Here is a 14,523-nt window from a genome sequence, read left to right as displayed (position 1 = left end):
TAAAAAGAATTTCGACAGGCAACATAGGGCACTCGCCCAAAGTATGTATTTTAACTACGAAGAAGCTTTAATTTTGGTCCAAACGCCCAAATTAGGATAGAAAATTATCAAAACGATAATAAAATTCATAAAAAAGAGAATAATTTCTAAAAAACGACAGAATGTTGTAAGAAAAGACAGAATATACCACAAAAAAAAAGGCCCCTGCAGGGGCCTTTTTAAACACAATAAAAAACTATATAAACTAACTAAATGAGAACTTATTAATTATTAGGTCCTACACCATAATTAGGATTCTCCTTATCAAACCAGATTCTTTCAGTATTCAAAGTAGCAGGATCGTTTGTACCTGTGGTAAACCCTTGCTCTTCGATAGCACTTGCACGATTCTCAAAGTTCGCATCATCTCCAGTTGGAGTTTCGATGGTAAATCTACGTGGAATTGTAAGCTCAGAACCTGAAGCTAAAAGCGCTTCTCTCGGGAAGTATGCACTTCCTGTTTTAGGCACACCTGAACGTCTAACCAAAGTCCACAAATCTCCAGGAGTTGCAGCAAAATTGATATACTGCTGGATGTATACTTTTTCTAATCCATCTGTACTTAAATCGTAAGCAGGCTGTGTTAATAAATCAGCGATTTCTCCAGCTCTTAATTTAGTAGCGGCAGCTTCCGCTTCCGCTTCATCCGTATAAACAGGATCAGATTCATAATAAGGCTGTCCGTTATTCTCTGCTAAAGCATCCAATCTTAGTACAGAAAGCTCAACACCTCTATTGAAGTATTCCTGAGCCGTACCCGGAATATTAGCACCCAACAATTTAAATTCAGCTAAATATAAATTTGTTTCTGCAGAAGAACCTAAAATAACCTCTAATGAAGGGAAGTTATCTCTCTTTTCAATCACTCTTCCTCCTGGTCTTGTTGGGTAGGTATGGTTAATACCAGTTCTTGTAATTCTTTCAGAATAAGAAGAAGTTGAGGCATAGGTCTTTTCTACACCATCAAGACTAATTCTATTCAATTCACTTTGCTGAAAATAAGGATCATTAGTCGCATCGAAACGCTCATCCGGAGATAAAGGTGCTCCGAAATAACGAACCCATGGCTCACCTGGCGCTTCCCAACCTGCAAAGTTACCATCAACATCTGTCATTACATATTGCTCAACATACGGAGGAAGGTCTTTTCCTGCATCTATAAACGCCTGAACCACCTCTGCATTGAATCCGTTTTTAGTAAACAAGTAACGTACTCTTGGATCTTTATTTGCAATCAAGAAATCAACAACATTCTTACCTGCAGCTCCAGGCTGGTTACCGTTACCTGTACCGAAATAATTTTTATCTCTTTTATAGATAAAATCATCATCAAGGCTATTCATATATCCTACCGGTGAGTTAGCTACTTCTTCAGCAATTGATAAAGCTTTCGCTCTGTCTTTATTCACTAATCTTGCAGCAATTTTCAACTTTAAAAGGTTACAAAACTTAGCCCATTTGGTGTAATCACCTCCATAAACAACGTCTTGTCCTCCAATATCCAATTGATTAGAAGCCGTAAGACTTTCAATAGCCATATCTAATTCCTCTAACCATGTATTGAACATCAATTCCTGATTATCGTATACCGGAGTCAATAAAGCAGGGGTTGTATACGAAGCTAAAGCAGCTTCAGTATATGGTAACGAACCCTGATTATCAGTAACCGTAAGGTATGGCTGAATCAATGTTGGTACAGTCATCGCTTTCATAGCTTGCATACCAGCTTGTTCTTCTGCAGGCAAGGCATCAATTCTGAACCTTACATCTCTTACATTTGAATAAAGTGAAGGATAAAGTTGCTGATTCCCGTAAGGTCCCATCACAACAAAATCTTCATTGTTACCTACCCCAACGCCAGTTAACTGACTCCATGGGAACACATAATCGAAATTCGTATAGAACCAAATCGTATAATCGTTATTATACATTAGTTCGACAGATTTAGCCACTGAGAAACGTAAATCCGGTTCGGACAAATCTGATGGATTACTGTTAAGATCCGCAAAATGGTCTTTATCACAGCCTACAAAAGCAATTGCGAGTAGCGCTAATGATGTGTGAAATATATTTTTAATTTTCATCATATTATCTTTTAAAAGTCAATAGCTATTGTCATGGTATAAGACGCAGTGTAAGGGATAAATCCTCTTTCCTGGAATGACTCAGTACTTGTAGTACCTCTAAAACTTTCTGGATTCAGGTTATTTGGTAATGAATTATACAAATACCCTAAATTTCTTGCATTTACACCTACATAGAAGTTTCTAGCTCCGATTTTACTACTTACAGTATTTGGAAGGTTATATCCTAATGAAATATTTCTTAGCGCGATATACTTCACCTCATTAAACCAGTTGTCATTAACAACCCCTTGTCCCCATGAGTTTGTAAAATAATTATAGAAACTAGCGTGAGTAGGCTCTACAAAACCTTGATCGTAAGCTTCCTGATAAGTCATTCCACCCACATCAACAGAATTTCCGTTTGGTGCAGTAACGGTTTGTCCTTCAGCAAATACACCATCAGGAATTACACCATCACTAAATTGCTGTCCCTGAGTATCGCTGTATTGAGAAGTCCAAGACTGACCTCCATACTCTGGAGCTCTTCCATACAATGAAGTCTCTAACCATCCGTATGAAGTACCATATTTGTTAGAGTAAGAAGCAATATGTCCACCATATCTTGCATCTAATAGCACAGATAAAGTAAGTCCTTTATATGTAAACGTATTGTTCAATGATCCTTCAAAGTCAGGCTGTATCTTACCTACTTTTTCCACTTCATAACTTCTTTCGTAATAAGCACCTCTTCTCGAGTCACTCCATACGAATATTGGCATTCCGTTTCTTGGATCATTCGGATCGTCAGACTGCCATGTCTTAGGCTTACTATCACTCATTAAAGTACCGTATTCTCCTCCTTCGAAGGCTACCGCACCTACTCTAAAGTTACCGTAATTCACATAACCTCCAAGCACTTTGTACTCTCCTAATGCTTCATGCATCTCGGTTATCTTAGTGGTATTTTTCCAATAATTAAAAGTAGCATCCCAACGGAAGTCTTCTGTTTTAATTGGTGTACCAGTAACTTTTAATTCTACACCATAGTTTGAAAGTGTACCAATATTGGTAAAGATTCTGCCATATCCAGATTCAGCAGGAACCGGGATATCACCGATCTGATTTGTAATATCTTCTTTATAGTAAGCAAAATCAAAACCTAATCTATTGTCAAAGAATCGAATATCTGCACCGATCTCATAAGAGTTCTTTCTCTCCGGCTCGATACTTCTATCGATTGCTGTAGTACTGATACCATTTGTATAAATAAAGGTACCATCATTCATTTCATAGGTATCCAGATTATAACCCTGGTTCAGGAAATAAGGAGTTGTATCACTACCTACCTGAGCCCATGAAGCTCTTAGTTTACCAAAAGTAAACCAATCTGGCGTATCGAATGTTTCAGTAAATATCCAAGAAGAACTTACAGAAGGGTAGAAATATGAATAATTTCCATCTCCGTTACTATAAACTAATGCAGAAGACCAGTCATTTCTTCCTGTAATATCTAAGAACAATTGATCTTTGTAACCGAAGCTTGAAAGGAAGTATAAAGAATTAATCTTTTTAGTTCCAAAAACTCTAGCTTCTGTTCTTGCAGTTCTCTTAGAGTTGTTAAGGAAATATCTTCCCGGAACAATTAAACCACCATCGGTCCATGATCTGGTTTGTGATTTTTCCTGGCTCCATGCTTCAGCACCAAGCAATAATTGACCAGTAATATCAGGAGTAATATTCTTCTGGAAGTTAGCTGTAAACTTACCTGTTTTACTAACATCCTGAAAATGTCCTAACTCATAATACCCACCTTCATTCTGAAAACCTTGTCCAAGGTTTTTAACTTCCGTCTTAACATTATAAGAGTTCATGTTCGCTTCAGCGGTAAGCGTAATCCAGTCATTCACATTCGCAGTTAATCGAACGATTGGACGAATAACTTCTTCGTTACGCTCATTATTATTCATATTGTAAGAGAACCACAATCCTCTTGCCGGAACATAAGCATAATCATCACCATAAGCAGCATTAGGAACACCGCCATGTGCAGCCTGCCAGTATTGACGCTGACTGTATTTTTCTGCATCATAATAGTTTGACCAGGTACCATCAAAGAACAATTGAGAAATATCATTTCTTGGGTTCTTAGCCGTTGAAAGCGTATAAGAAATCGACGCGTCAGCTTTTAACCAATCTGTAAGCTCATGTGCTCCTCTGAACATTAAAGCATCTCTGTCGAATGTATTATTTGGTAACGTACCTTCTCTGTCATTTCTTGAATACGAAAGGTAGAAATTACCTTTTTCATGACCACCACTCATTGAAACAGACGTGTTGGTGTTCCAACCTGTATCGTATGCCTTAAGAACCCCATCTTTAACCGGGCTATAAGTAGTCATTTCACCATCGAACCCTACCATTGGTCTTCCATCAAAACGAGGACCGTAACCAGCCCATCCCCATGGATGATTAATTTTTGTAGGATCTCCATCCTGATTTGTATAAAACTGGTCCGTAGAGAAACGGTAGTAATTACCATCAGCATCTCTTTCACCATAATTAGTATACCCAGCTAATGCACCAGGACCAAATTCGTATTGTACATCAGGTTGATTGTAAACGTGATCAACACCCATAGATTGCTTTATAGAAACACCTATACCTCTTGATGCTGAACCGTCTTTAGTTTCAATCAATACCACCCCGTTAAGACCTCTGGATCCATAAAGAGCTGTTGCAGCTGCACCTTTAAGTACAGAAACACTCTTATAGTCATCCGGGTTTAAGTTCTTTAATATGTTACCAAAGTCATTTGAACTTGCATTCCAGTCTGCACTTGCACCTGTAACGTTATTCTCAAGAATAACTCCATCAACTACAAATATCGGTTGGTTATTGTTTGAGTTCAATGCTGAAATACCACGAATCTGGATTTTAGAATTACCAAACATACCACCATCTGAAGCTCCAATACTAACACCAGCAGCCTGACCTTGTAAAGCCTCTACCGGATTTACAGTATTCGTTTTTGCTAATTCTTCACCTTTTACCTCAGACATTGCATAACCAATCTTTTTGGTTTCCTTTTTAATACCTAAAGCGGTAACAACAACCTCATCTAACTGTTGCGTATCTTCGGTCATTGATACATTAACCACCGTCTTTCCGGCGATTGTTATTTCCTGAGTTGTAAACCCAACATAAGAGAACACCAATACTCCGTCAGAAGGAGCTGACAAGGAATAGTTCCCGTCAAAATCGGTTGAAGTTCCAGTACTTGTACCTTTTACCATAACTGTCACGCCTGGTAAAGGAACACCATCAGATGCCCCAGTAACTGTACCTGTAATCGTTTTGTCTTGCGCCCAAATTGTCTGTCCAGACAACAAGCAGACAAATACCATAATGGTTAGTAGCTTTTTACACATACTTCTTGTTTAATGTTTAAAAATTAATTTAAATTGGTTGACCGTGTCTTAGCCATAAAACACTGGTATAAATGTTATAATAAGGTTAAATTATAGGAAAGATTTTCGACCGACAACTAATTAGAAAAGCTGAATAACGAAAACGATATCGCTTTCACTATTCAGCTTTTGAATACTTAATTTTTTGAAGAATTTTCGGTGTTTTAACCTAAAAAATTATTTATTATTTTATTTTAACAACAAATGCTGCGCTTTCCCCTAATTTACTCGCTATTTTATTAGGAATCGTCACCTTAAAACTCCCATTTCCCTTTTCAATCTGACATCTAACGTTTTCCCCTAAGACTTTAGCTTTTGCTTTGTTTTTTAACGCAAATGGCACCTCAATTGTAGTTGGTATTTCTGTCTGATTTTCATCAACTAAATAAATAAGATAGATAGAACCATCTTCTTTTGATGTAAGACAAATATTATCAAATTTATAAGGAGCAATTGGCTTTGTTCCATAAATTGCCTCACTGTTTACATCCATCCATGCTCCTATTTCCTCTAAAAGGTCATAAGCTCCCTGATCCCATTCTCCCTGAGCATTTGGGGCAACATTTAGTAGCAGGTTACCTCCTTTTGCTACGATATCCACCAACATATGAACAGCTTCTCTTCCAGACATATATTTAGCGTTTGGACTCCAGGACCATCCACCTCCGGAGATAATACATGATTCCCATGGGTACGGTAATGGCTTCTCAGGAACTCTGTTCTCAGGAGTTAAATAGTTTTGATTTTTGCCATGAACCGCCCTGTCCACTACGATCAATCCAGGTTGTTTTTCACGAGCTTTTTCTACCAGCTCATCCATTTTGATGTCCTGATCGATGATACGGTGTTTTACATAGCCAGTCTCATCACTTTTGGCCTGACGATCATACCAGCTGGTAATTTCTGACTTAGGAGTTTTAGCAACCCAACCTCCATCTAACCACAAAATATCTATATCACCATAATCGGTTAATAATTCCAAAATCTGGTTGTGTGTAAAATCAACAAACTTATTCCATTTTTCAGGATAGGCTTTAGGGTCGTAATTTACATTTCTATCTTTAGGAGGAAAATAAGGATCCCAATAGTATTCTGAATGCCAATCAGGCTTAGAGAAGTAAGCTCCTGCCCACATATCCTCATTCCTGAATGCTTCAAAGACTTCTTTTGCCACATTAGATCGAGGGTTAGAGGCAAACGGAGAATTTGTTCCAGATATCTTATAATCTGTATATTTTGAATCGAACATCGAAAATCCATCGTGATGCTTCGTAGTAAATACCACGTATTTCATTCCTGCATTTTTTGCAGCTTTCGCCCACTTTTCAGGGTTAAACTTCACAGGATTAAATGTCTTTTGAAGGTCTTCGTACTCTTGTTTATAAGCAAAATAGTTTTCCGGATTTGAACCTTTTTTACGTTCACACCAACCGTATTCTTCCGGGCATAACGACCAAGACTCTACAATACCCCATTGACTGTAAGCACCCCAATGCATTAGCAGTCCAAATTTCAAATCTTGCCATTCATCTAATTTTTCTAATACTGCTGGGTCGGTTTCCGGCACATAACGCTCATCTTCATAAACAGCCTGGGAAAAACCAACCTGAATACCGGATAATACCAAAAACAACACAAAGAGTTTTGTAATTTTCATCATTAAAGTAAAAGTTAATTAATTATTATTTCATCTATAAAAATCCAGGAAGGCAAGCCTGCTGCATGATGCCAGTATGGTGCTTCCTTTAAGTTTTCTGCAATTATTTTCACGTACCGCGCACTCACAGGATCAAAATCCAACTTAAAGTACTGGATATCATTTATCTTGCTTTCTTTATTGAGAGGCATTGGATTCTGAATCGAGCCAATCTTTTTAAATTCCACTCCATCATTCGACACATAATAGGTAACCTTTGAAGGATAGAAGACTATATGGTTGGTTACTTGTAAAAAGGCACTTGAAACGGTACTGATCTCTTTCAATCCTTCCAGATCAACAACTGCATCCAGGTCATTTCCTTCAAAGCCCAACCAATTCGCATAAAAGTTATTGCCTCCCAACGCTCCATCGGTAAGGGTCTGCGGATCCTCATCCGCATATTTCTTAGGCTTCGTATTCAGAACCACCTTTTTTCCTTTGGCGATATTAGGCTGTTTCGCCACCTCAATGGCTTTTCTATAAGCATCGCAATATTCATTTACCGTAAACCCCATCTCATTCATCATGGTTATATTCCATTGTTCACAAGTGGACTTAAATTTATCGAGTAAAGCAACTACCGCTTGATTTACTCCTGCTTCAGTTTTATTAGTTAATGAATAATCCTCAGAAATCCCTTTGCGACATGCTTCTAAAACTGCGTAATCTACTCCCAGTCTAGCCGCTTTCACTCGCTCTTGCACCTGAGGTTTATGTTTTACGGCTGCTTCAGCAGCATCAAAAATACTTGTATACTGTTTTAGCTTTTCAGGATTCAAATATGAAGAAAAAGCCTGTGAAGGATCACCATACAGAAACAAGAAGAAATCCTTATCATCCTGTATTCCCTTATGTATTGTATCGACATATTGCTTTATATAGGTTCCAGCCTCCTGATAGTAACCATCTGTAAACACTGTCATCAAACTATCTAAATTCAGATCAGGGTTCCATAATAATTTAGCCGTTACATAAGAACGTAATTCGAACAATTCGCTTGGGTTATTGCTATGTTGTTCAAACACCCATTTAACATTATTATCTCTAAACAATTTAATGTTTGGCTGCAGTGTATGGATATTTGGAAAGGGAGCTAAGAAATTAGTAAACTGGGTCGTATAATCCCAAATCCGAATTTTATCCGTTAACTTGCCCCACCCCTTTAAATCCTCTGCAAAAGCTTCACACTTATTTTCAATGGAGCCACTTCTATCACATTCAATAGAACACAAGGTAACCAGCACGTTTTCATCAGGCCTTGTTTTAGAAGGTTTTCGAGTGTACTGATAGGCCAATGTTGAAATGGTTTTGTCCGGAAATCGTTCAGCTACTTTATTGACAAACCGAATCATCGTACCGGCATGACTACCCTCCTCTTCGTCAATTGCTTTACAGGCATCACATTCACAGTACTGCTGATTATCATTCTGACTCACAGATGCTACCGTAGCTTCCGGATGCTTCTCAAATAGCGATGCTACCGAATCAATTACGATCCGCAATACCTCCGGGTTAGTCAAACACAATTGGGTCGGCAATCTTTTACCATTTCTAAGCGCAAAATACTCAGGGTACTCTTTATAAAACTGTTCTTCCGGAATAAATTTATGAAACGTATGCACCCTGGCTTCAGGAACATAAAAAGGAAATGATTTTTTGGTCACTTTATGTTCATCCGCAAACGTATGATTTTCATAAAAAAGCCTTGAATGCACCGTTCTAACTTCTATTTCAGGACGGTATTCGAAATTCAGGTTCTTATCAAGAACCACGTTCTCCATCTCCGGAATACTAGCAACATCCGGGGTATACCAATCACAACCCAAATACTGCTCTAAAAACACATATACTGCATCCATCAGCGCTTTATCAGACCCTCCATAAATAACCAGGTCCTGGTCTTCTGATCTTACGCCTATTTCTTCATTATCCCCATCAAGGGTTTTCAAATAAATTGATTTAACTCCTTCTGTTCCCAATTTCACAGGAACCTTTACCGAAGTAATCTTTTGAAGGTAATCCTGAAGAACCGCTGCCGCCTTTTTCTCTTCTTCTGAAGCTTTTTCATCCAAAACGATCGTATAATCAGTATGTCCTTTATCAATAAGGACCAACTTGTCTTTACTACAGGACACCAATAGTAACAGAAGTAATAATAACGGATATGCTTTGAAAGATCTCAACTTCATAATTTATATTTTTTTAGTTAGTCACCTCGAATGATGTCTTTATGGTATCCATTGAATTTCCTCCAACCATTACCTGAAATTTACCGGGTTCAACCACTCTTTTCATATCTCTATTCCAGATTGCCAGTTCTTCGGGAGTAAGTTCAAATGTCACTTCCTTCGTTTCTCCTTTTTTGATAAACACACGTTCAAAGCCCTTTAAAGCTTTACGTGGTGTTGTTACCGAAGAATATACATCATTTATATACAACTGAACAACCTCTTCCCCGTCATAGTCACCGGTATTCGATACATTTACGGAAACCTCTACACTCTCATCCTTGCCAATGGTCTCAGCACTTAATTTAAGGTTGTCGTAGTTAAATGTGGTATAACTTAAGCCATATCCAAAATGATATAGAGGATCTTCGCTTTCTTCCACATATCTGTGAATAGCCGATGGCTTTTGATTGTAGTATATTGGCAACTGTCCTACAGATTTCGGTACGGTAATAGACAACCTTCCTGCAGGATTATAATCTCCAAAGAGTACATCTGCTATAGCTTGTCCCCCTTTTTCACCCGGAAACCAGGCTTCCAGAACAGATGGCACATTATTATCGATCCAGTTAACAGACAACGGACGGCCATTAAGCAGTACGCAAACCACAGGTGTTCCGGTCTTTTGTATGGCCTGTATCAATTCTAATTGTTTACCATGGAGATCTAAAGTTGCGACATCCCGGTTTTCTTCCACAAGCTCTCTTGATTCTCCTATTACCACTACAGCTACGTCGGCCTTTTCAGCAATAGCAACTGCCGGATTGAAATCAACTTTTTTCAGGTTCCATCTCAAATGTGCACGGGCTCCCCAGCCTCCTTCCCACATTTCGATACGCACTTTGTACTTTCGACCTGCTTCAAAATTCATCGGATGGGTTACTATGTTAGTAGATCCTTTTGTCCAATTATCGACGATAAGTTTATCGTCTACCCACATTCTTACACCATCATCTGAACTTAAGCCCAGCCAACCTTCAAAAGAGGTGGTTGGCTTTAAGAAACCAGTCCATCGAATCGAAAATTGATCATCAGGCACTCCTTCTCCGGGAGACCATGGCCAATCGAATTCAAGTTCATCATCAACTCTGGTTAAAACAGGTTCACCTTTAAGGCTTCTATTGTCGAAATATTCTCCTTTAAGGCCATTCGAGGATTCATCGGGAGTCCACAAGTTCTCTGAAGAAATAATCTGTCCTTTTATGATTAAAGGAACACCCTCCTCATAAAACACATTCACCTTATCTCCTACTTTTTCTTTGATTCCCTCTAGTACTGTAATCGCTTCTTTATTTCTTACCGCATATCCTCCAAGACGGGTTTCATCGGCATTAGGTCCTATAACTGCTATTGATTTAACATCATCATTAAACGGTAATAAGTTCCCATCATTTTTCAACAGGGTCACCGATTTTTGAGCTGCCTGTAATGCAATATTCTGGTGTTTTTCCGTATGATACAGCTTATCAAACAGTTTTGCATCTGTATATGGATCTTCAAATAATCCTAACAAAAACTTAAGTCTTAAAACACCTCCTGCTGCTCTGTCGATGGCATCCATACTCAAGTCTCCTTCATTCACTAATTCAACAAGCGTTTTTTGCCAAAACTCATTAGAGAAATCATAGAACTGCATATCAACCCCTGCTGCTACAGATTGTTTAATCGCATCTTTTGGAGAGTCAGCTACATAATGCGTCGTCTGCACATATTTAATAGCTCCCAGGTCTGAAATAACGATACCTTTAAAACCCCATTCATTTCGCAACACATCTGTAAGCAGCCATTCGTTTGCTGCACAAGGGATTCCATCTAATTCAGTATAGGCGCACATTGTTCCAAGTGCTCCTCCTTCGACAAAGGCTTTTTCAAAAACGGGTAAAAAATCTTCCCTGGCTGTACGTTCACCTACGATTATCGGCGATGAATTTCCTCCGGCTTGTGGATAACTGTGTACTGCAAAGTGTTTTGGCTCCGCTATTATAGAAGTAGAAGAAGCCAAAGTATCACCCTGGATTCCTTTTATCATAGCGAGTCCCATTTCACTAGCCTGATAGGTGTCTTCACCAAAAGTTTCAGCTACACGACCCCAACGCGGTTCACGACCAATTCCTAAAACCGGTCCCAGGCCGTAATGCACACCTCTGATTCGTGCTTCAGTTCCAATTACCCGTCCGACTTCATACATCAATTCAGTATCCCAGGTTGCACCTAAACCAATATTCATAGGAAATGCAGTGGCTCCATCATCCACATATCCATGTAACATTTCACACATGATAAGCGCAGGTATTCCCCATCGGTTATTCTTTATGACATGTTTTTGTAAATCATTAATCATTTTAGCTGATCTTGGGTAGATATCATGTATTGCACCTACTCCCAAATCGTTTATATGCCCGACAGTTTTCTTTTTATCGAATTTTTCATCCGTTTTAAAATTCTCACCCCGGTACATATCCATCTGACGCACCTTTTCTTCAAGGCTCATCCTTTTTAATAAATCTTGTACGCGTTCTTCAACAGGTAAAGAGGCATCCTGATAGGGAAATTTGTTTTGTCCATTTAAACAAAACACCCCTAAAAGAATGACTATAAAGCTTAGTTTTTTCATTAGTTTGTCAGTTATTTCTCTCACTAAGTGAGCTTTAAATTGCTCCGACAATTGTCCTTGTTAAACATTCTCCACGAGATTTCACGAAACTAATGTCGGACTGTTTGTTTGTTTGTTTTTATGCTAACCTGCCCGAATTTATTATTCAGGCAGGCACTTCACAGGCTTAGCCTGAGGTAGTTTATTTCAATATTATTTCCATTTTCCCGGAAGAGGTCAGCTCATCGTGATCGATAAAAAAGCTTCTGATGTTTTTACCTTCTAATTTTACTTCTGAGATAATTCCATCATTCCCTTGTTTCTCTATTACCAGTGTACTATTGTCATAATAGTTTTCATCGAGATGAATGGTAACCTTATCAAAAACAGGGGTGGTAATCGTATACATTGGTGCCGCCGGAGTTACGGGATATATTCCCATCATTGCATAAATAACCCATGCAGACATCGTTCCGGTGTCGTCATTTCCTGGAAGTCCGGCAGGTTTATTCGTAAAATATTCCGCGATTAATTCATGAACTCTATTTTGGGCTTTATACTCATATCCCTTACAATAGTTATATAAAAAAGGATAGGCAATATCAGGTTCATTAGCCATATCGAATTGCCCTTTTTCAAAGATGTTATCAAGTTGTGTAACGAATTTTTTATTACTCCCAACCAACTTAATGTTTCCTTTGATATCATGAGGATTCATAAAGGCATACTGCCAGGCATTACCCTCAATATACCCTACATTTTTCTCAAAATTTGCTCCTTTATTCGGATCGAAGGGCTTATACCACTCTCCATTGCTATATTTAGGACGTAGCAGTTCAAATTCTTTATCAAAAAGCTTTCTATAGGATAAAGAACGCTTATAATACGTTTTATAATCTTCTTTCTTCCCGAGGGCTTTGGCGAACTGAGCTATTGCATAATCAGAAATATTATATTCCTGCGTAGTGGAAACGGGACCTCCTATTTTACTGTCAACACTCACATACCCATTTTTTATATATTCTTCCAAGCCCGGGCGAAGCGGGTTATTTTCAATCTGATTGGCCCCCTTAAGCATCGCTTCATATGCTTTGTCAACATCAAAACCTTTAATCCCTCTCAAATAGGTGTCTGAAATAACGACAGAAGCAGGATCACCAACCATGGTAAAAGTTTCTGTTGAATTTAGTTCCCATTTAGGCAGCCATCCATTTTCATCATACATCTGCAACATACTGTTAACCATGTTCAATTGCTGATCAGGATACAATAATGACATTAACTGATGATAATTTCTATAGGTATCCCATAGCGAAAATACCGTAAATCGCGTTCCACTGGTTTTACCAATTTTTCCAGTACCGATTTCAGGGTATTCACCATTGTAATCATTCAGGGTATTGGGATGAATCTGCGTATGATATAATGCCGTGTAAAAAACAGTTTTCTCATCTTCAGTACCACCTTCAACTTCTATGGTAGACAATGCCTTATTCCATTCATTTTTCGTTTTGTCATACACTTGATCAAAAGACATATCACCCACCTCTTTTTCCAGGTTTTGTCTGGCGTTTTCTATACTCACATAGGAAACTCCAATTTTCACTTCCACCTGAGTCTGTTTATCAAAATTATAGGTAACATAGGCTCCAATACTATCTCCGACAACTTCTCGCGTGTACCCTTTCATTATTCTGGTCTTCCCATTGTAGCCCATCCATTGCGCCTCAACGCCTTCATATTTATAAGGCTTATTCCAGATGGCGAATTCTTCTGCCGGTTTTGAAAATTTAGCCACAAAATAAACAGGATATGCCTGTTCCGGACTGTTGTAACAAAACGATCCAACATTTCTAAAACCTTCTATTTCATCAGGAGCAACCATCTTTACCATACCTCCTTGTTCATTGGTTAAGCCCAACCCCAGGTTTAAAAGGATATTCGACTTTCCAGCCGGAAAGGTATATCGGGTAACACCAACCCTGGTAGATGCAGTAGCCTCTGCTTTTACATTATATTTTGACAGATTTACGGAATAATAACCGGCTGTTGCCTTTTCGTCCGTATAGGTGGTTCCATAATTCAAGTGATTGGTTTCTACCGCACCGGTTGTTGGCATGGTAATTACCACTCCAAGATCAGGACAACCTACACCACTCAAATTAACATGGGTAAAGCCGGTAAGGAATGTATTTTGATGCACATACGGATTTGACAACCAACGACTATCCTTTTCGTGTGGTAAATTTTGTGGTCCGGCGACATTAAAAGGTGAAACACTCGCCATTCCTCTTGGTGCAATAGCTCCCGGATTTGTGGCTCCGTAATTCGATGTCCCAATAAAAGGATTCACATATTCGACGGCTTGTTTTTGGGCAGTAAGCATACTACCCAAAAAGAAAAGCCCTAAAGTTATTTTCTTTAAATTCAT

The 14,523-nt window shown here is 38.6% G+C and carries 6 protein-coding genes; all 6 read right to left on the bottom strand.

What is annotated here, in order from left to right; genetic code table 11:
* Window positions 1-263: 263 nt before the first annotated feature.
* Complete coding sequence (locus BM361_RS16285) at window positions 264-2,126, bottom strand: SusD/RagB family nutrient-binding outer membrane lipoprotein (protein ID WP_083425990.1); 1,863 nt, start codon at window positions 2,124-2,126, stop codon at window positions 264-266.
* 8 nt (window positions 2,127-2,134) lie between these two features.
* Window positions 2,135-5,533, bottom strand: a complete 3,399-nt coding sequence (locus tag BM361_RS16280; protein WP_038266613.1) for a SusC/RagA family TonB-linked outer membrane protein — start codon at window positions 5,531-5,533, stop codon at window positions 2,135-2,137.
* Window positions 5,534-5,756: 223 nt separating this feature from the next.
* Window positions 5,757-7,232, bottom strand: a complete 1,476-nt coding sequence (locus BM361_RS16275) for an alpha-L-fucosidase (RefSeq protein WP_254785867.1) — start codon at window positions 7,230-7,232, stop codon at window positions 5,757-5,759.
* Window positions 7,233-7,243: 11 nt separating this feature from the next.
* Window positions 7,244-9,460 carry a DUF4838 domain-containing protein gene (locus BM361_RS16270; protein WP_074980175.1) on the bottom strand — a complete coding sequence of 739 codons (2,217 nt, stop codon included), beginning with the start codon at window positions 9,458-9,460 and terminating at the stop codon, window positions 7,244-7,246.
* A 13-nt stretch (window positions 9,461-9,473) separates the two neighbouring features.
* Window positions 9,474-12,113, bottom strand: coding sequence for a glycoside hydrolase family 3 protein (locus BM361_RS16265; RefSeq protein ID WP_074980173.1), 2,640 nt, complete (start codon window positions 12,111-12,113; stop codon window positions 9,474-9,476).
* A 181-nt stretch (window positions 12,114-12,294) separates the two neighbouring features.
* The gene (locus BM361_RS16260; RefSeq protein WP_038266620.1) at window positions 12,295-14,523 is read right to left on the bottom strand and encodes a GH92 family glycosyl hydrolase; all 2,229 of its coding nucleotides are present in this window, start codon (window positions 14,521-14,523) and stop codon (window positions 12,295-12,297) included.

It is taken from the genome of Zhouia amylolytica (assembly GCF_900116365.1).
GTDB classification, from domain to species: Bacteria; Bacteroidota; Bacteroidia; order Flavobacteriales; family Flavobacteriaceae; genus Zhouia; species Zhouia amylolytica.
The sequence above is the reverse complement of the archived record's forward strand: the minus strand, read 5'-3'. Positions and strand labels throughout refer to the sequence as shown.